This window comes from Bradyrhizobium sp. SEMIA (assembly GCF_014844175.1).
Taxonomy (GTDB): Bacteria; Pseudomonadota; Alphaproteobacteria; order Rhizobiales; family Xanthobacteraceae; genus Bradyrhizobium; species Bradyrhizobium arachidis.
On sequence record NZ_CP046601.1, the window covers coordinates 3,994,656 to 4,013,865 of the forward strand.

Here is a 19,210-nt window from a genome sequence, read left to right on the forward strand (position 1 = left end):
TAACTGAATAACAACCGAATGGCGATCGGCGCAAAATGAGACATCGTGCGGCGCACGGTGAGACGACGGTAATGATCTGCGAGACTATGCTTACTCAAATTCGAGTGTAAGGCCGAATAGGTCTTATGAACAATGTGGGTACGCAAAGGAGGTTGAAAATGGCAACCAACGCAACAAGCACGATGATTTTGCAGGGTGACTTCGACAAAATCGACTTCCGAGGAGAAATCGTCGATGGGCACCTCGTCGCAAAAGGAATTCTTGCAGACCAGGCGGCAATGGATTCCATCCCAGTAGGAATATACGTCCTCGAAAAGGATGCGACCGTTGTCAAGTGCAACAAAGCTGCGATTGCAGGTTGGGGACGCACGCCGTCTCTGGGAACTTCGGAGAAGTTTTGTGGGTCACACCTTCTGCGTTATCCCTCAGGAGAAGTGATGCCGCACGAACATGCTCCACCTTCCGTGGTGATCAATAACGGCGGCACTGTTCGAAACGCCGATGTGATTTGCGAGCAGCCCGACGGTTATCGTCTTCTAGCTCTCGTGAATGTCTTTCCTATTCGTGACAACGAGGACGAAGTGATCGGAGCAGTTAATATTTTCCGTCACAACACCAGCAAGACTGTTCCTGGCCTTGAGCCCAAGTCTGCAAGTGGTTCTGATGTCAGAGCTGATGAAGACGAGCAGTGAAGATCGCTTCGCCGCTTAGAGATTCACCGGCAATTTGACGGGTTGCGGCTCGGAGACCCAATATTTGGCGTGTCTGCCGCAACCCGGCTCGCCGTTGCGCAAATTACGTGAGCCGACCAGACGCACTATAGCTCGTGGTGGAGGTGAGTGTGGGATCGAAGCATCGAGGCGAACGGGAGCGCGAGATGCTTGCCGCCGGGCGGCTTCCCCCCGGACAGTCGCTGACGCTGAAGTCGCCGGTGATACATGTGGGCTCGGTGCCGCTCTTTCGTCCTGGGTCGTGGGATTTTCGCGTATTCGGGCTAGTAGAAGTGCAGCTGCGGCTTTCGTGGGAAGAGTTTTCTAATCTGCCGCAGACAGAGCTATCTGCGGACATGCACTGCGTCAATGGCTGGAGCCGCTTCGACAACAATTGGGGAGGATTGCTCGTCACAGAATTGATGAAGCGAGTGAAGTTGCGGCCAGAAGCGCGGCATGTGATGGTCCATGGCGAGAACAAGTACACGGCAAACCTACCAATCGCGGATTTTCTGAGCCCGACTACAATTTTAGCCCTGCGGCATGACGGCGAACCCCTTACGGCCGAGCACGGGTACCCGCTGCGGCTCGTGGTGCCAAACCTCTATGCGTATAAGAGCGTGAAGTGGGTGCGCGGGATCCAGTTCTTGGATCGCGAGTCGCCGGGTCTATGGGAATTTAATGGCTATCACATCTATGGTGACCCGTTCAAAGAGCAACGATCTTCGAGCTGAGTATCCGAACCCAATGTTAGACCTTCACCTGCGGGCGTGAACTATTCTGAATTGAGCACGTGCGGCTCGGCTTTCGTCCCACCCGTAGAAATTATTTGAGGTGTTGAGCAGCGGCTCCGCGCGCATAGTGTGGTGGCCAAGATGGTTTGCTTGATCATTCGCGCCGCTTTTTTCCGCCCATTTCCGATGACGTTAATAGACGCCATGGAAGAGGGGCATCGTTCAATCGGAAATGATAGCCCAATAGCGGTCCGCCTGACGCCTCTAGTCGGTCGAGCTTATGACTAGCCCGTGGACCGTACCTCTGCGCAAACTGTTCAGATATGTCTCTTCCTCAGGTGAACTGATCGCGAAAACCCAATGAGAAATCGGGCCTTTCGCTTATTGTCCTAGCCATTGCCGTTTTGGGCTCTTGATCACTTGTTGAAATTCGGAGCTCCTTGCGAAGCTCGTACGGACGAGTAAAGGCAGCGATTTCTTAGTCCATACTTCACGATAACCGGGCCGAACGCTAACCACAGCATAACCGAACTTCTCGTCGAGCGCCGGCAACCCATTTAGCGGTCGTTCAAATTTTATCTGGTTTCGTGCGCTGCAGAGCAGATTGGACGCATCCGAGCAAATCCTCGTCGTCGATTGGTTTGGCCAGGTAGCAAACGACGCCGTGACGCAGAGCCTGAACTCGCGCGCTGTCATCCGGGTAAGCTGTAATCAGAATCGTTGGAAGGTCATAGCCAGATCGGGTCAAGAAGCTGTGCAGCTCGATCCCCGTCATTTGCGGCATATGGACATCAACGATCAAACAGGAGGCATGGCAGAAGTTGGGAGACGCCAAAAAATCCGCTGCGGAGGGGAAGGCCTCAATCTCAAACCCCATCGCCTGCATGAGGCCCGTCAATGCCGCGCGAGATTGGTCATCATCATCGATGATCGAAATGCGAACCTCGTTAGACATATCCCCACCCTGATTGTTGGGGATGCGGTGCGCCGCATCTCTCGTCTGTGTCCATCTCCAGGAGCGCACGGTGACTATGCAGTCAGCGTAACATAACGACAAGGCTCTGGATCGGCGATTATACGGTGGACGGGAAACACCACACTTCGGAACAATCGATGCTATACTTTGGAATAACTGATGCAGAGCTTCTGATAGTCCAAGCCGGTTCTGGCTGGCCTGAAGTCTGACCCCGGGGTCGTGCAGGGCCTTCGTGAGATCGGGAACATCGATTGAGTTGCGCAGCCAACAAGGTCCTCGCCGATGGAAACATATGCCATCGCAAAGCGATCAGGACCCTGGCGACTTTATGCCGAGCGTCTCCGCCATTTTGACAAGCTCGGCCAGCGATTGAGTACCCATCTTTTGCATCACATGGGCACGGTGCGCCTTTACGGTGATCTCAGCGACGTCTAGTTCGAAAGCGATCTGCTTGTTTCTTAAACCAGTGGTCACGAGAGCCAATACTTCTCGTTCGCGCGGGCTCAATCGTTCGTAACGCGACCTAAGGTCCGTGAGCCGCTGCTCAGTCTTCCGCCGCGTTCGATCCCGATCCAGCGCGATCGTCACCGCATCCAGCATGTCTTGCTCTCGGAACGGCTTGGTCAGAAAGTCCACAGCCCCTGCCTTCATGGCCTTGACCGACATCGGAATGTCGCCGTGGCCAGTCATGAAGATGATAGGAATCGAAGCGCTCTTTTTCGACAGCTCCGTTTGCAAATCGAGGCCGCCCAAACCCGGCAATCTGACATCAAGTACGAGGCAGCTCACCACGTCGGGGAACAAGCCGGTTTCGAGCAGTTCCGCGGCCGACCCAAACAGCTTGACCTTGAACCCGACTGAGCTGAAGAGAGCTCCGAGTGAATCGCGGAAGTCCTTGTCGTCGTCCACAACGACAATAGTTGTCTCCTCCGCTACCGCAAGCGTTCGAATAGAATGCTGCGCCACTGGTGCTTCTCTCCTGCACGCGAACAAATCGTGTGTCACCCTTCGCGAAGGTCATTCAACGCATGACGCGCACGCGAGTTCCAGGGTGGAACGCCGCATTATTAGCCGCGAGAAGTTCGCCTGGTTAATGATCGCCAGCGCCCAAGATTTGCGGAGCGCCCGAGAAGTAGGGCCGGAACGACGACGTCTGTGCTTTGTGATTCGTTTTCGCCAAGATTCTTCCGGCGCGCAGCCACAGAATGACAAGATCGACCTCACAACTGCTGGCGGCTATGGGAGCATCGCAGGCCCAGATCTCCGACTCGGCGCTTGTTAACGGATTTGGCGGTCTAGGATTTAGTGGGATTTAGGCGCTCGAAGCTACGGTTGCGGCAACGGCTGCGCCTAGGCTGCCCCTCCTGGAGGCATCTCCTCAGCTGCTAACGGGCCGCGAAAGCCCGATCGTTCTCATCGCAATGTTGCGCCGAGATTCCTTCACCTCCCGATTAGTGAAAGTGGTCGCGAAGTCTCCGGTCATTCTTCTGTCATACGAGAATCCAAGCTTCGGCGGTAATCGGCGGGTGCGATTCCTGTTGCCTTCCGGAACGCCGTCGCGAACGCGTTACGACTGTTAAAACCTAACGCCCGCCCGATCTCCGTCATCGAAGCCGACCGGCCCGCCAGCAGTAACTTAGCGTGCTCAACACGCTGGTTGGTCTGATAGCGATGTGGTGGCATTCCGAGAGATTGCTTGAATACCCGGCAGAAATGATGCGGACTGAGACGCACCAGCTGTGCCAATATGCGGATAGGTATTCGCTCATTGACATGCTCGCGAATGTAGGCGGTGACAAGCCGTTGCTGCCACGGGGCAAGGCCCCCTTGGAGTTGAGGTTTAATGCTGGGCAGCCCGAAAGTGAAGCGTACGAGTTCGTGTATGAGCAGAGTACCGAGACTGCTGAAGTAGAGTGGGTCTGCTGCAGGGCCATCCACGAGCGTCTTCAGCTTGAGTGCGGTGTGGCAGAGTGTGTCGTCCTCGAATAGCAGACGTGGAGCTACCGAGGATCCAGCGAGACCTGGATTAGAAAGGCCCGAAAGCTTGTCCGGCTCGAAGTAGAAGTACATGAGCCGCATCTGGGACCCGCGCAGCTCGTGCCAGTCAAAAAATTCGCGGCCCGCCGGTACGAATGTCAGTTTCCGCTCGAGTTTTCGGAGCGCAGATCGCGGCAGCCCCTCCACGAATGTCTCTCCGTCCCGGCGCTCTCCCTTCTCGTACATCACGAGCATATGCATTGGAGCCCGGAAATGGTTTTGGATTTTGCCTCGTCCGGTGAATCGCACGGATTCGGCCGCCATTCCGTGCCCGTTTACCTTGAGGCGTGCCACGTCGTGGGAGGGAGAGATTTCAACGACAGGATGGATCGCGTCCGCCACGAGGTGACTGTCCAATCGGCGGGTTGTATCAAAAGCGGAGGAGGCATGGTCGTCTTCAATGTTTCGGGACCGGGTTATCGGGAGCAACACTTGCGAATTTGGAACCTGTTGCCGATCGTCATGGTCCCGCGAGGAATCGCGTAGCGTCTCCGAGTCGCTGCGTAAACGGACTTGGTGGAGTTTGACTCCCCGTTTGGGCGTCGGAAGTAGTAGGTGGCCTTCTGAGATCACTTCTCCTGTTCGCTTAAATTGGGTTCGTGCTGTCAACTGCCTTCTATCGGCTAGACGCATGGGTTCGACCTCCGGGTTCCTATTCAGGCCTTGTTCATCCGTTCGTTTGTCACGGTGGCGGTGACCGTGCGTGGGGAGCAGGTCGAGCGCCGGTTTTCTTCGCCCGAAATGCGCGGCGAATGGCTCGAGGTGAGCTTGCCGTGCGACAGCCTCGCCCTCAATTGCACTCGCATTTGCGCGTCTGATAGGAAGGGCGAAACCGGGATAAACCTTCGCGGAGCCGGACTGCTACTTTCGCATATCCAAGCTTCGACTTAGTTCGTGCGGGGCCTTGATCACCAACTCGGATTTCTGAACCATCGTGCGCGCCCCCGATTCTGTTAGATGTCCCTCAACGTCGCGCGCATGCTACGAAGAAACACAATACCAGAAAGGCGGGGCGGCGGGTCCTTGCCTGCTACGACTGTTGTTCCGGCGCCTATTGTTGGGGCCTGGACCCCATTTTAGTGCAGCTCTACTTAGTCCCGCCGACTAGTCCGGCCCGAAGCAAGTCAATAATTCCGTGCTCTGTACCCGGAGGCCAATATGTCGTCGGCGAACAATTTCGTCAGACACACCATTAATCGCTCGGAGGTAGTAGATCATCGCGTCCGCCCTAGGTTGCGACTTTGTGTCGAGTGCAACCGAGATGCGCGCCTAATCTTCTCGCGGTCAGAACTATATCGACCACTTATGGTTGGCGAGAGATCGCTCTCACGAGTTTGATCAGGAAGGGTGGCTTCGAAGAAGCGTGGCCGATTGTCTACCGGTGCACTTGACCGCGATGGCCATTTAGAAAGGTACCGATGATGGCGGCCCCGCGACCGCGCGTTTTCTACTGGGCCCATGAGACTTGGTAAGCCGATTTCGATATCCCTAACTCCCGCCGTACTGGTTATGATCGTAGGCCTGCAGGATGCGGACAAAGTCGGCCATGCTGGATTGATCCCGATTTTCGGCCATAGGCCCAAGTTGTGTGTTGGGCGCCGCCGGGCTCCCTCGCCAAAACCAGATTAGGAGATGCACGATGTTTTTCATGGCCGGCTCTCCGCAGCGAACCGTCGAACTAAGGGCTTGCGGGATCGGCGACGCACGTTTCGGTCAGGGGAAGGTCGGTCGGGCGCTACGCCGCCGACCTTATCCTGCAACTGCCTGCTCGCGGGCCGGTTCCGTTGCGTTTCATTCCGTATCAATAGCTAGCACGGAGCGCGTGATTGACGCCATTGGGCGCAGGTATCAAGCGACAGTACAGAGGTATTGGTTGAATAAAACGCCGGTCTAATCGGAATGGGCGTACGCAAAGGAGGGCCGCCTGCGTTGCCACAAGCGGCCCAAGTCTAGGGAGGAGCCCAAGATGGGCAGCGATGGCGGGGGGGACCATCGCGGCTTCATACATACGATGATCGCGATCGGCGGCTCAATTGAACGCCAGTACAGACCAGTCATCCAAATTGAGCAAGGGTCCTATACGAAAGCTTAAGGCGCTCGCTCCACACGACGAACCGCTTCTGCAGACAGAAGCCGCGAGGCTTTACCGCACTCGACTATCCGCCTGGCGATAACTGCCCCTCCGAGTCGAGCGCCGCGAGCGAGGAGTGCGAATAGCTATTGCATGCTTCAATCGTTATCACGATAGGCATGCGTCAGACGCGAGGCCGTTTCTCCAGGTAATCGCGTATCCCACCCGCTGTCCACCTCCTCCTTGTCAGCTAAGTGACTACACAACACCGAGGCTCAGAGCGTGGCTAAATCCACTTCGTGCAAAATCCGCGTGATGGACTAAGCGGATCTCTCGATAGAAATGTCTAATCTCCGATTTTCAGGCATCGAAATGATAACCGAGGGTAATTTGCGAACCCGTGCCTCGTGTGATGCAATACTCATCGGCCTTGCAGGCGAAACGAGAGCGGATCCCTACGCGAGCCGCGTTACGAAGCGAACGATTCCCCGCCTGCTGGTTGGCTTCGAGGAGATCGAAAGTTGAAGCTGAGCTTTAGCGCTTACAGCAACCCAGGCAATTTCGTGCGCTTCGCCACAAAGCTGCTGCCTTTGCTTTGGGGTTCGACAGCAGTCGCCTTCGCGATTGGTCTATTTGGAACGTTCGACGCGCCCCCCGACTACCAGCAAGGTGAGACTGCGCGAATTATGTACATCCATGTCCCCGCCGCCTGGACCGCAATGCTTGCCTATACATTCATGGCGATGTCTGCGTTCGGATCCTTGGTATGGCGTCATCCACTCGCCGATGCGGCTCAAAAGGCGGCAGCGCCCCTCGGCGCAGCTTTCACTTTCATTTGCCTCGTCACGGGCTCGCTATGGGGCAAACCAATGTGGGGCACTTATTGGGTCTGGGACGCACGGCTCACCTCCATGCTGGTTCTGCTTCTCATTTATCTCGGTCTCATCGCGCTCTGGCAGACAATCGAGGAACCCAGCAGGGCGGCACGAGCAGTTTCGATTATGACCCTGGTGGGTCTTATCGATATTCCGATTGTGAAGTTCTCGGTTGATTGGTGGAACACGCTTCACCAGCCGGCGTCGGTGTTCCGGATGGAGGGCTCGGCGATTGCTGGCTCGATGCTCTGGCCGCTGATTGTTATGGCGCTCGCATACACGCTCTTGTTCGTGACGCTCCACGTTATGTCGGTTCGCAACGAGATCATGCGACGCCGAGCCCGGCGGCTTGCGATCACGCGGGCGGCTAGTGGCGAAACGGCGCTGGCTCGCATGCTGACTGCCGAATTAGGTTCCTGAACCTATGTTGCGGCATGACGGATTCATAATGGCGGCATTTCTGGTGACGGGCACCGTCCTGGCGGGAATGATCGTGGCGATTCTTATCGACTATGGTCTGCAGCGCCGTACCTTGGCTCGCCTTCTCGATCACTCGGATCGGCGCGGTCGCGCATGAGCAACATCCAGGCCTCAACTCACCTATCATTGAGCGCGTCGACGCGCCGACGCGCACTGGCCCGCTTGTGGGTGGTGATCCCTTTATTGGTCTTCTGCGGAATTGCGACATTGCTTCTAGTGCGGCTCGGGGACGGTGACCCCTCGCTCGTGCCCTCTGCTCTGATCGGCAGGTCAGTACCGCAATTTGCGCTTATGCCGCTCGAAGGGCTTTCAACATCCGGTCCACCTGGCTTGTCGAGCGCAGATTTGCGGCGAGGGCACGTGACAATCTTGAACGTGTTCGCATCATGGTGTGTTGAATGTCGGGAAGAGGAAGGGGCCCTGATGTCGTTGGCAAGCGACCCCACGCTGCAGCGACGGGGCGTGAAACTCTCCGGGATTGTCTACAAAGACGATCCCAAAAGTGCGCTGGCCTATCTTGCCGCTCATGGCAACCCGTTCGCACAGGTCGGCACTGATCGCTCGGGCCGAACGGGGATCGATTTCGGTGTCTATGGCGTTCCCGAGACCTATGTGATCAAGGGCGATGGCACAATTGCGTACAAACTGGTTGGTGGCATCTCGGACGCAAGTCGGCCTGGTTTGATGGCCGCGATTGCCGAGGCTGAGCGTCCATGACGACTGCATTGCACGCTCTCCATCCTTCCGGGGGTGAATGCAAGAAGGAGCGTTTCTTGCCTCAGCATTGTAGTGCGCCGTCCGCTACATTGTTCGGGAATTCCGAGTGGGCAATGAAAGCGGCACAGTCAGGTGTCCCGAGCCTCAATGGCGGCGCATGTCGGCGGGTGGTGCGCTGTGCGATAGCGAGGACGAACGGAGGTCTTTGAAGACGTGCTGTGGGCCATTTTTGCAATGATGACGTCGTCAGTTGTGCTGGCGCTGGCCCGGCCGCTCTCTGAGCGGCGCGAGGCCTTTCGCGCTCGCGATCCCGATGTGACGTTCTATCGTGATCTTCTAACCGAAGCGGATGAGGACGTGCGCAGCGGAATGCTAGCACCTGAGGATTCTGTGACGACTCGCGCCGAGATCGAGCGCCGGCTACTCGCGTCACTCAACTCGGCGCCCGAGAGCTGGTCGCATACGTCGCGCCGCGGAGGTCAGCGACGCGCCGCAGCGGCTTTGGCGATCGTCTTAGTCCTGCCGCTCGTCGCGCTCGCGTCGTACCTCAAGGTCGGCGCTCCCGGCCAGCCCGACATGCCGATCGCATCGAGGCCGTCCAATGCAGATTTTAGCCTCGCTGCCGCGGTTCGTGACATCCACGTTGGCCAAGCGCGAGCTGACATTGAAGGGCTTCCTCCAGAGCAACGGAGCAACGCGATCCGGGGAATGGTAGCGGAGCTCGCCGAGAAGCTCTCGAAGGACGGCCATCACCTTCAAGGATGGCTGCAACTTATTAGGTCTTACGTGGCATTGGGTGAGCGCAAAAAGGCCGAGGCGGCTGTCGCAAGCGCACGTGCTCAGCTAGCAGGCGATGCGCAAGCGTCGGCCCGCGTGGATGAACTCGTCCGACAGCTTCGTTTAGAGGAGTAGATCTTGACGCGAAAGGGCAGGCGCCTCGCTATCATCAGCGCAGCTGGGGTCACTTTGGCGATCGCGATAGGGCTCATCCTGTTCGCGTTGCGTGACAGTATCGTCTTCTTTTATGGGCCGAGCGAACTGACCGCAAACGCGCCGCCGCCAGGCACCCGGCTGCGCATCGGCGGCCTAGTGAAACGTGGTTCACTTACTCATGAGGGTTCGTCGACTGTCATCTTCGCGGTGACAGACCTAAAGCACGAGGTCAAAGTCAGCTACACCGGATTGCTGCCGGATCTCTTCCGTGAAGGACAGGGCATCGTCGCTGAGGGCACCGTGGAAGGACCGAGCCTTTTTCATGCCGACACCGTGCTAGCAAAACACGACGAGCGATATATGCCCAAGGAGGTAGCTGACAAGCTCAAGCAAGAAGGCACTTGGCGCAACGAAAGATCTGCGCGAGCGCAATAGCGCCGCGCCCACGAAACATCCCAGCTGATGGGACCGACAAGATGATCATCGAAACTGGACATTACGCGCTCGCTTTGGCTCTCGCCGTCGCGCTGCTTCAATCAGTTCTGCCGCTCTGGGGAACCCGTACTGGTGATTCGGCGCTTACTTCAATCGCGGTCCCTGCCGCAATGACCCAGTTCCTGCTCTTAGGTTATGCCTTCGCAGCACTGACTTACGCCCATGTGGCGTCTGACTTCAGTCTCGTGACGGTCGCCGAGAACTCACTCACCACCAAACCGCTTATATACAAAATCGCGGGCGTCTGGGGCAATCACGAAGGATCCATGCTGCTTTGGGTTCTGATTCTCGCAGCGTTTGGAGCGGCTGTAGCGATTTTCGAACGCGCCATGGCGAACGAACTGCGCGCAAATACGCTGGCGGTCCAAGGCTGGATCTCGCTTGCCTTCCTTTGCTTCATTCTGTTCACCTCCGATCCTTTCTTGCGACGATTTCCGGCGCCGTTTGAGGGCCTGGACCTTAATCCGCTGCTTCAAGACCCGGGCCTTGCCATACACCCGCCGCTCCTTTACGTCGGCTATGTCGGTTCTTCGATCGTGTTCTCCTTCGCGGTAGCCGCGCTGATCAATGGCCGGCTAGACGCCGCTTGGGCCCGCTACGTTCGGCCCTGGATACTGATTGCCTGGATATTTTTGACGCTTGGCATCGCCATGGGGTCGTACTGGGCCTATTACACCCTAGGCTGGGGCGGATTCTGGTTCTGGGATCCGGTCGAAAACGCGTCACTGATGCCCTGGCTAGCGGGCACCGCGCTCCTCCATTCGGCTGCTGTTATGGAGAAGCGTGAAGCCCTCAAGATTTGGACACTGTTCCTGGCAATACTTACGTTCTCGCTGTCGTTGCTGGGTACGTTCCTCGTGCGCTCCGGGGTACTGACCTCCGTCCACTCGTTCGCCAGTGACCCGGCTCGCGGCGTCTTCATCCTGGTCATACTGACTGTATTCATCGGCGGGCCACTCGCGCTCTACGCGTGGCGCGCGCCCTCCCTGAGCGAGCGTAGCGTGTTCGCACCCGTTTCACGCGAGAGCGCGCTGGCAGTCAACAACCTGCTGCTGACCACCTGCTGCGTTACGGTTCTGACCGGCACGCTCTATCCGCTCGCGCTTGAGGCGCTGACTGGAGACAAGATCTCGGTCGGCGCGCCGTTTTTCAATTTAACGCTTGGCCCGCTCGTGGCGCCTATCGTTCTGCTGATGCCGCTCGGTCAGTCGATCGCCTGGAAGCGCGGCGACCTGCTCGGCGCAGCGCAACGGGTAACGGTCGCAGCCTTGGGTGGTCTTGTAGTCTCAATTGTGCTCGTTGCCGTCATCCGGGGCGGCTCCGTCTTCGCCGCAGCCGGTCTCGGCCTCGCCGTCTACCTCATCGTCGGTTCGTTCACCGATGTGGCGTCGCGTATCTGGGCACGAGGGCAAGGCGGCCGGGTTACGCTAGCCCGCGCGATCGGGCTGCCGCGCTCCGCGTGGGGTGGGGCGATCGCTCACGCCGGCCTTGGCTTGACACTCATGGGCTTGGCGGCGACGGGTTGGGGTGTGGAGCGGATCGCGACCGTCAAGTTAGGTCAGAGGATCGATCTCGGCCCTTATCAAGCCACCATAGAGAATTTTCAATCGCGGCAGGGCCCGAACTACACGGAGCTCGTCGGTCATACGGTTATCAGCAAAGGCGGCGCATACGTGACAGCCGTCGAGCCAGCCAAGCGCAGCTTTCCCACACGACAGACAACCGTCACCGAGGCAGGTATCGTAACGCTGAATTTTGGGCAGATCTACATTTCGCTTGGGGACCGCCACGCGGATGGTACGGTTGATGCGCGCCTGTTCTGGAAGCCGCTCGTGACGAGCATCTGGATCGGTGCGGTCATTATGGCGTTCGGAGGGATTGTGTCCTTGTCCGACAGACGCCTCCGAATTGGCTTCGCGCGCCGCGCGGCTCGCCTCCGCGTCGCCGACAGCCCCGCAGCGCCGGAGCCCGCCGAATGACGTGGCTTCGTCGCATTCTTCTGCTTTCGATCGTACTCGCAAGCGTCGCCCCTAGCTTGGCGAGGGCGGTTCAGCCGGATGAAATCCTGACAAACCCGAAACTCGAGGCACGCGCGCGCTCTATTTCCGCCGGACTGCGTTGTCTGGTCTGTCAGAATGAGTCTATCGACGATTCCAAGGCGGAGCTCGCTCGAGACCTTCGCCTGCTGGTGCGCGAGCGCCTTAAGCTCGGAGAGAGTGATGAGCAGGTCCGCGCTTTTCTGGTTAAGCGTTACGGAAACTTTATCCTGCTGAAACCGCCACTCGACTTGGAAACCGCTCTCCTTTGGGGAATGCCGGCTTTGGTGCTCGGAGCGGGCGCCATCGCTCTGCTATTCGGATTGCGCCGCCAGCAGTCCACGCCAGCGGCACCATTGAGCCAAGCCGAGCGGGATCAGCTTGCCGCTGTGTTTGACTCCGATACCCCGCTATAGGCCCCTCCTGGGGTCAAGTTCGGCAAGGCCGAAGTCGTTCCACATAGGGTGCCCCGAAAGAAAACTCAATCGTTGCATGCCTCATTATTCTCCCGCGCTACGAAGAGCTGCGGCCGCAGCTATCGGAGCGAGCGCGATGGACGCGAGTCCGAGCGCGCAGAGGACCAGGAACGGTGTCAAAAAGGGAATTGTGGCACTTTGCGCCGCGGAGACACCGAAGATCAGCACCGGTACGGCTAGTGGCACGACGAGGATCGATAGCAACAGACCGCCGCGCCGCAGGGTGACTGTAAGGGCCGCCCCGATCGCCCCTAGAAAGGTGAACGTCGGCGTACCAACCAACAACGTTGCTGCTACCGATCGGAGGGCCGGGCCATCCAAATCCAACATCAGGCCAAATAGAGGCGAGAGCATAACGAGCGGCAGCCCTGTCACAAACCAGTGAGCCATGCACTTCACAAGAACAATGAGTTCTAGGGGCGCCGGCGACAGGAACATTTGGTCTAGCGAACCGTCCTCTTGATCCGCCTGAAACAGACGGTCGAGGCCCAATAGACTCGCGAGAAGTGCCGCTATCCATAGTATTGCCGGGCCGATCCGCGACAGCAAACGGAGGTCAGGCCCGATTGCGAATGGTACGACCGTGACGAGACTGAGGAAAAAGACCAGACCGAGAATCCCGCCGCCACCGATGCGGCGGGCTAGCATGAGGTCGCGAACAAAAACGACGAGGAGAATACGGGTCATGATTCCCGTCCGGTATCGCTATTGGATTGACACCGCTCAAGTGAAATCGGAGGATCAGCTTGATCTCTTCTTTCCCGACCTCGAGACAGACAGCTACGTGGGCTGCGACCGCACTTTAGCGAAATGGCCATCACCTGGTTCCAAGCCTGACTTGGATTGTTCCTGGCAGACCAAGAGGTTCGTGGGTCGCAGCCAGCGCCAATCCTCCGCCTCCGAGATGGCTCGCGACGATAGCCTTCAGTAAGGCGCGCGCGTGCCCGTCGAGCGCAGTTAGCGGTTCGTCGAGCAGCCATAGAGGGCGATCGACGATCAAGAGCCGGGCCAATGCGACGCGACGACGCTGCCCCGCGGAGAGATAACCGACTGGCAGATCGAGAACATGAGCCAACTCCACGCGGTCCAGCGCCTGTAACGGCGTTCGCCGGTCTCGCCCCAAGAATCCCAGGCCGATCTCGAGGTTTTCGCGGGCGGTCAACGCCGATTTCAGCCCGTCGAGATGGCCCACGTAGTGGAGGCGTTCTGCCAGGGGCGCCGAATCCGCGGCTTCGGATTCCACCCATGACATGCGCCCAGATCTGAGTGGAAAAAAACCGGCGATTGCCCGCAAGAGTGTAGATTTGCCCACTCCGTTGGGACCCGTCACTTCGGCGATCTGGCCCGAGCCTAGTCGCAAAGATATCCCGCTGAGCAGGATGCGCTCGCCGCGCGCCACGGATAGATCTTCGATCAGCAGATGGGACCTCTGTGTGTTATCCATTTTCAGGTCTCGTTGTCCTTGTTTCGCTCTGATCGTTTTCAACCAACCCTCGTTTGGAGGCTTATCGAAATGATCGACGACTCTGGACAAACGTGTTCGAGCGGCGAAGTTGGGGAGAGCTGCCCACGAGAATGAGGAGGTTCAGCTCTTCGGGGGCTGCCCTTTGAACGGATGCGAGCCCGATTGTGGAAGTCGACGGCAAAATGTGCCACGCGATCGCCCGTAAAGGGCGGGTACGCAGTCGAATGACTTTCGTTGGATGTTCCATTGTTACAACTTGCTGCGTGAGCTGCACGACCTGGGACGCGCGCCGCCTTCCCAGCGTACTCTGCGCCGCCGGTAAGCCGACGCCCCGGCGATGAAGCCGGGTAGGCGGTCGCGAAAGGAGCGCTACCGATCACGGCTCTCAGGAAAGAGAAAGGGCGTCCCAGGTCTCAGTGAGCGCAGCTGCCAGTTCCGCGATGTGGTTATCCCCATGATATGGCGACGGCGTGATGCGCAGACGCTCCGTCCCACGGGGAACCGTTGGATAGTTTATCGGCTGGATATAGATGGCGTGGCGCTCCAGAAGTCGATCGGCTGCCGCCTTGCACAACTCCGCATCGCCGACAATCACAGGCACGATGTGCGTTTCGGTTGGAAGAACCGGAAGCCCAGCGGCGTGGAGCGCCCGTTTCGTTGCAGCGGCCTGTCGTTGGTGTGCTTCGCGCTCGGCAGACGAGTGTTTCAGGTAGCGAACGGATGCACGCGCTGCGGCTGCAATCGGTGGAGGGAGCGCGGTGGTGAAGATGAATCCGGGCGCGAAGCTGCGCACCGCGTCGCAAATCGATCGCGACGCCGAGATATAGCCGCCGATGCAGCCGAATCCCTTGGCGAGAGTACCCTCGATTATCGTTAAGCGGTGCATCACGCCGTCGCGCTCGCTGATTCCGCCGCCGTGGGCGCCGTAGAGGCCGACGGCGTGAACCTCATCGAGATAGGTCATCGCGCTATACCGCTCCGCGAGGTCGCAGATTGCGTCGATCGGCGCCACATCGCCGTCCATCGAGTACACGGATTCGAACACGACAAGCTTGGGGCGGCTTCCTGCCTCACGCAGCAAGGCCTCGAGGTGACCAAGATCGTTGTGGCGGAAGATCCGTTTTTCGCAACCCGATTGACGGATGCCTTCGATAATCGAATTGTGGTTGAATGCATCAGAAAGGATTACGCAGTCTGGGATCAGCTTACCGATCGTGGAGATGCTGGCTTGGTTCGAAACGTATCCGGAGGTGAAGACGAGACTCGCCTCCTTGCCGTGCAGATCAGCAAGCTCGCCTTCTAGATCAACCAAGGGCGAATTATTTCCGGCGATGTTGCGGGTTCCCCCTGCACCCGCACCGCAGCGGTGTGCCGTTGCAGTGAGCGCGCTCACGACTTCCGGATGTTGTCCCATGCCGAGATAGTCATTCGAGCACCAAACCGTTATTTCAGTAACGGATCCGTCAGGGCGGCGCCATTTCGCAGCTGGGAAGCGGCCGGAGACGCGTTCGATGTTAGCGAAGACACGATAGCGTTGTTCCCCACGCAGGCGCTCAAGAGAGTCGTGGAAATGACGTTCGTACGTTTCGGCCGCACAATTGACTTCGGCCCTAGCGACGGCCGCGTCGGGCCTCGTCAACGCTCTTTTCACGCACACCATGCCCGCGCACGAATGTGTGTCCGTACACGAATGTTTATTATCGGAGCCTCCGTGCGCCGGATGCTTGGCTTGACGCCCAGCCGATACGTCCAGGTCTTCCATGTCAACCCTCCCTAACCGTCGCTTGAGCATAGGTCGACCATAGCCCATCACGCAGAGCACTTCGCGCTCGTCTCAGTTATGATTTTCAAATCCTCCGGTTATGATCAGGCGCCGCAGCCTGAAGTAGCTCAGACGTAGGCCAAGCCCGTCCATTTGTATGGCGCACACGCCGCCCAGATCATACAGACAATGCCGCTTGAGGGCTGTTCACCAGTGAAGAGCTGGGTGATCCGGATCGGCGGCCGGTCGGCGATGAACAAGGCCGAGGCGTGGCTCGCCCGGCAACTGGTAGTGTCATGAACCGAATGTTTGCCGTAGGAGCCCTCTTCAACGCCGGCGCGGTGAAAAGTCGCCCGTCACGACAATATGCCTTCTCGGAGCGAATTGCTTTCGCCACCACGATGGACACACACACTAGCCCATAGGCTGCGACGACATGACAAGCGTTTGGCAAGGCAAGCCGCCGGCGAACGGAAAAAGGATTGATACCGATCGAGGCTCGTTACAGAACCGAAGAGCTCCAAACCGCGATCGAGCAGGTGAATCGACACATGATGCATGTTCGCTCGGAAAGCGACGTTCGACATTGCTGTTGTCGACCGGGAAACTTCATCGGCCGTTTCCGTGGGATCGCGGGCGAGATTTGGAACGACAAGAACTTGGGAGACTCAATGGCGAAATCTGCGGCGGGGCAAAGAATCTAGCTGGTCAGCAAAGACTGGAAGTGGCCACCTATCCCTACTCATAGCGCAGCGTTGCGAGGGAGTAGAAAGTTTTCATGATCAAACATCAACATAGAGCGCGTCATTTCCATTGGGCATCGATTTCATGCCCCTTTGTTGCTTTCGCACTTTGGCATCCACGCATAGTTTGATCTGCGCGTAGTTAATGAGACCACCTGCGCAAGAATGCAGTCATTGCCTCATCGGCAATATCGAGCTGGTCGAAGGAGAGAGATTATGAGACGCACTGTACTGGCACTTTCCGCCGTCCTCAGCGTTGGCGCTCTGGCAACCGCAGTCTTCGCACAGCAACCACAGCTTCCGCCACCCGACGATTGGCACGCCACTGGCCGCTATCTTCCTGAATACACGAAAGACGGCGACCTTATTCTGCCGAAGAATTTTCACGAATGGGTTTACGTTGGATCCCCAACAACACCCAATTTCTTAAACCCGCCCCAGGCAAATTTCCCGGAATTTCACAACGTATATATCGAGCCTGGCTCTTACGAGATCTACAAAAAAACGGGAGTCTTTCCTGAAGGAACGATCTTTGTGAAGGAACTGCAGCTCTTGCAGCCCGCCACCAATCCGGACGGTTCGAGAACTGAGCCATCGGGTAAAGGGTTCTTCCCGGGTGCCTTCAACGGTGCGGATGTGACTGTCAAGGACACCGAAAGATATAAGGCAAGCGACGGCTGGGGCTATTTCAACTTCAACCATTTTGAACCAAAGGCGGCCTCTGCGAAAGTCCGGCCCGTCGAGGAATGCGGTTACTGCCACATCGCAAGCGCGAAGCGCGATGACGTATGGACGCAGTTCTATGCGTTGCTGGACCAGGTGCCGCTACCGCCCGGCCAGAATCACTCCAAGAAAATGCCGCCCAACGAGAATCCGTCTATCAAGAAGTAGGGAGAACCGTGATGAAATTTCTCGGAAGTGCGGCCGTTGCGTCCGCTTCATTCATCGCCGTGACCGTCGGGTGCCTCGTATCGCAGCTCGTACCGAGCCAGGCCGCGCCTGCGCAGGAGCAACTCGTCGACGGGGCAGGCAACATGCATATCCCGAAGGACTACCGAACGGCGTACGAATTCCTTGGGAGCTGGTCTGTTGCAGGTGACAAAGGCGCTAAGGAGATGCACGTGGTCTACGCGTCGCCCGGCACTGCGGCGGCCTATCGGGCGACTGGCAAGTTTCCCGAGGGTTCGATCCTGGTGAAGGAGGTGTACGCCGCGGCCACTTCGGATATGACGACTGGGACCGTTAGCCATCAGGAAAGCCTCAAAGGATGGTTCATGATGGTGAAGGACAGCAAGGACAGCCACCCCGATAATAAGTTGTGGGGCAATGGTTGGGGCTGGTCCTGGTTTGACGCGGGTGACCCGGTGAAAACGACCTCAACGAACTTCCGCTCAGATTGTCTAGGTTGCCACATCCCTGCGAAGGCGACTGACTGGATCTATGTTCAAGGCTATCCCGGACTCAAAAAATGACAAGGCCGTTTGCGGCGAACTACGCTTCAATGTCACGTACGTAAAACGAAATTGGATGCAGAGAAGGCAGACGCATGAAGCCAAGCGGGAAGCTCGTCAGATGCATTTGCGGATCGATGATGATATTTGGGGTGTCGTTTTCGACACCCCACGCAAGTAAAGCGGCCGATCCAGCTACTGGCAAAAAGATTACAAAGCAATTTCTTACGTCGGGCAAGGTGGACCTGGTACGAGAGGTGGTGACGCTACCGCTTCATCGAGGCCGTCTTGTCTCGGGAGAGACCGTGTGGTTCGTGCTTACCGACGTAAGCGATTACGCTACTTCGAATGAGATGGGGCTTACGTGGGCGCCGAGTCTCGCTGATGCCAAGGACCTGAAGAGCACACGGGTTGCTGAAATGGACGACGCGGGTAACTTCACGTTTGAATCGGGGCGGGTCGATTTCTCGCCTTCGCAGAAGTTGGTCGGTGGGGACGCGCCCACGTTTTTTCCTCCTAAGACAGCCCGAGCCGGTTCTATTGGGGATGCGCACTACAGCCCACTGGTGCGGGTAGCTAATCGTATGAATATTGTTTTCAATGCGCCGATCATCGCGTTCGATGTCGCGCCAGATAAAATTTCATTCTGCAACGGCAGCCCTGATTACTCCCTCGTGACGGACTCCGTATCAAGTATTTGTCCTGATAAGGGCACTGTCGACTTGAAACTTCGGTTTGGATTCGCGAACGGAAAACACCTGCGTTATCTTAGTTTTGACGCAAATTCCGAGGAATCGGCGACCCTTGAGTCGTCCACCTTTGCGCCTGCGGAAAGCGACATTCTACAGAGCGGCGCGATTGAGGTGATCTATACGATTGTGAACGGCAGCATGGGTGCGAAAGATCCGAATCGCCAGGGACTCAACAGTGCTATCAAGGGAGAGGGGCCTTCGCTCGACATTCTCGCGCATTTCACGGAGATCAGCGCCGGATACTCTCCGATGTGGGACGTGCGGCTAGCCGAGTGGACCAAGGAAGCTATCGTAAAGGATCAAAGGAAACTGATCACTGACGGCGACGATCTTGAAGCCAAAAGCGCGGCGGGCTTACTGGTGAGCCCTGCGGGAGGGCCGGTGAAGACGACGGGCAATCTAGTGAATTGTCCGGTTGTGGGCTTTACCAATGAATAGCCCCCCGACTGCATAATTGCGGGTCCCTGCGGAGCCGGGGAGCGCAATGTCTCTTCGCC

Annotated in this window: 17 protein-coding genes and 1 pseudogene; 12 read left to right on the forward strand and 6 right to left on the reverse strand. The window is 57.7% G+C overall.

Features of this window, described 5'->3' with window-relative positions; translation table 11 throughout:
- Positions 1 to 158: 158 nt before the first annotated feature.
- Positions 159 to 692 carry a PAS domain-containing protein gene (locus tag FOM02_RS19600; RefSeq protein WP_265442011.1) on the forward strand — a complete coding sequence of 178 codons (534 nt, stop codon included), beginning with the start codon at positions 159 to 161 and terminating at the stop codon, positions 690 to 692.
- A gap of 185 nt (positions 693 to 877) precedes the next feature.
- Complete coding sequence (locus tag FOM02_RS19605; protein ID WP_265442012.1) at positions 878 to 1,444, forward strand: sulfite oxidase-like oxidoreductase; 567 nt, start codon at positions 878 to 880, stop codon at positions 1,442 to 1,444.
- A 568-nt stretch (positions 1,445 to 2,012) separates the two neighbouring features.
- Here the strand turns inward: FOM02_RS19605 and FOM02_RS19610 are convergent.
- The 3 genes from FOM02_RS19610 to FOM02_RS19620 all read right to left on the reverse strand — a co-directional run bounded on the left by FOM02_RS19610 (position 2,013) and on the right by FOM02_RS19620 (position 4,799).
- Positions 2,013 to 2,399 carry a response regulator transcription factor gene (locus FOM02_RS19610; RefSeq protein WP_265442013.1) on the reverse strand — a complete coding sequence of 129 codons (387 nt, stop codon included), beginning with the start codon at positions 2,397 to 2,399 and terminating at the stop codon, positions 2,013 to 2,015.
- Between the two features lie 330 nt (positions 2,400 to 2,729).
- Complete coding sequence (locus FOM02_RS19615) at positions 2,730 to 3,386, reverse strand: response regulator transcription factor (RefSeq protein ID WP_265442014.1); 657 nt, start codon at positions 3,384 to 3,386, stop codon at positions 2,730 to 2,732.
- 513 nt (positions 3,387 to 3,899) lie between these two features.
- Positions 3,900 to 4,799, reverse strand: coding sequence for an AraC family transcriptional regulator (locus FOM02_RS19620; protein WP_265442015.1), 900 nt, complete (start codon positions 4,797 to 4,799; stop codon positions 3,900 to 3,902).
- Positions 4,800 to 7,049: 2,250 nt separating this feature from the next.
- Between FOM02_RS19620 and FOM02_RS19625 the strand changes: the two genes are divergently transcribed.
- From FOM02_RS19625 to FOM02_RS19655, 7 genes are all read left to right on the forward strand, one after another.
- Complete coding sequence (locus FOM02_RS19625) at positions 7,050 to 7,823, forward strand: heme ABC transporter permease (RefSeq protein ID WP_265442016.1); 774 nt, start codon at positions 7,050 to 7,052, stop codon at positions 7,821 to 7,823.
- A gap of 28 nt (positions 7,824 to 7,851) precedes the next feature.
- Positions 7,852 to 7,980 (forward strand): hypothetical protein, encoded by a 129-nt coding sequence (locus tag FOM02_RS19630; protein WP_265442017.1) that lies wholly within the window; start codon positions 7,852 to 7,854, stop codon positions 7,978 to 7,980.
- Positions 7,977 to 8,600: a DsbE family thiol:disulfide interchange protein gene (locus tag FOM02_RS19635; RefSeq protein ID WP_265442018.1), complete on the forward strand. Its 624-nt coding sequence runs from the start codon at positions 7,977 to 7,979 to the stop codon at positions 8,598 to 8,600. Before FOM02_RS19630 ends, FOM02_RS19635 begins: the two co-directional genes overlap by 4 nt.
- A gap of 213 nt (positions 8,601 to 8,813) precedes the next feature.
- A complete protein-coding gene (ccmI, locus tag FOM02_RS19640) occupies positions 8,814 to 9,512 on the forward strand; it encodes a c-type cytochrome biogenesis protein CcmI (RefSeq protein ID WP_265442019.1) in 699 nt (232 codons plus the stop codon).
- A 3-nt stretch (positions 9,513 to 9,515) separates the two neighbouring features.
- A complete protein-coding gene (gene ccmE, locus FOM02_RS19645) occupies positions 9,516 to 9,968 on the forward strand; it encodes a cytochrome c maturation protein CcmE (RefSeq protein ID WP_265442020.1) in 453 nt (150 codons plus the stop codon).
- 41 nt (positions 9,969 to 10,009) lie between these two features.
- Positions 10,010 to 12,007, forward strand: a complete 1,998-nt coding sequence (locus FOM02_RS19650) for a heme lyase CcmF/NrfE family subunit (RefSeq protein WP_265442021.1) — start codon at positions 10,010 to 10,012, stop codon at positions 12,005 to 12,007.
- The gene (locus tag FOM02_RS19655; protein WP_265442022.1) at positions 12,004 to 12,480 is read left to right on the forward strand and encodes a cytochrome c-type biogenesis protein CcmH; all 477 of its coding nucleotides are present in this window, start codon (positions 12,004 to 12,006) and stop codon (positions 12,478 to 12,480) included. Before FOM02_RS19650 ends, FOM02_RS19655 begins: the two co-directional genes overlap by 4 nt.
- Before the next feature lie 84 nt (positions 12,481 to 12,564).
- Here FOM02_RS19655 and ccmB read toward each other — a convergent pair whose 3' ends face one another.
- The 3 genes and pseudogenes from ccmB to hemA form a co-directional block, all read right to left on the reverse strand.
- Positions 12,565 to 13,227 carry a heme exporter protein CcmB gene (gene ccmB / locus FOM02_RS19660; RefSeq protein WP_212505273.1) on the reverse strand — a complete coding sequence of 221 codons (663 nt, stop codon included), beginning with the start codon at positions 13,225 to 13,227 and terminating at the stop codon, positions 12,565 to 12,567.
- A gap of 130 nt (positions 13,228 to 13,357) precedes the next feature.
- Positions 13,358 to 13,960: pseudogene (gene ccmA / locus FOM02_RS19665) on the reverse strand (heme ABC exporter ATP-binding protein CcmA); the annotation flags it as partial.
- Between the two features lie 430 nt (positions 13,961 to 14,390).
- A complete protein-coding gene (gene hemA, locus FOM02_RS19670; RefSeq protein ID WP_416207787.1) occupies positions 14,391 to 15,665 on the reverse strand; it encodes a 5-aminolevulinate synthase in 1,275 nt (424 codons plus the stop codon).
- A 1,061-nt stretch (positions 15,666 to 16,726) separates the two neighbouring features.
- Here hemA and FOM02_RS19675 point away from each other — a divergent pair.
- From FOM02_RS19675 to FOM02_RS19685, 3 genes are all read left to right on the forward strand, one after another.
- Positions 16,727 to 17,401, forward strand: a complete 675-nt coding sequence (locus tag FOM02_RS19675) for a cytochrome P460 family protein (RefSeq protein ID WP_265442024.1) — start codon at positions 16,727 to 16,729, stop codon at positions 17,399 to 17,401.
- 11 nt (positions 17,402 to 17,412) lie between these two features.
- Positions 17,413 to 17,982: a cytochrome P460 family protein gene (locus FOM02_RS19680; protein ID WP_265442025.1), complete on the forward strand. Its 570-nt coding sequence runs from the start codon at positions 17,413 to 17,415 to the stop codon at positions 17,980 to 17,982.
- Positions 17,983 to 18,266: 284 nt separating this feature from the next.
- Complete coding sequence (locus tag FOM02_RS19685) at positions 18,267 to 19,151, forward strand: hypothetical protein (protein ID WP_265442026.1); 885 nt, start codon at positions 18,267 to 18,269, stop codon at positions 19,149 to 19,151.
- The last annotated feature ends 59 nt before the right edge of the window (positions 19,152 to 19,210 follow it).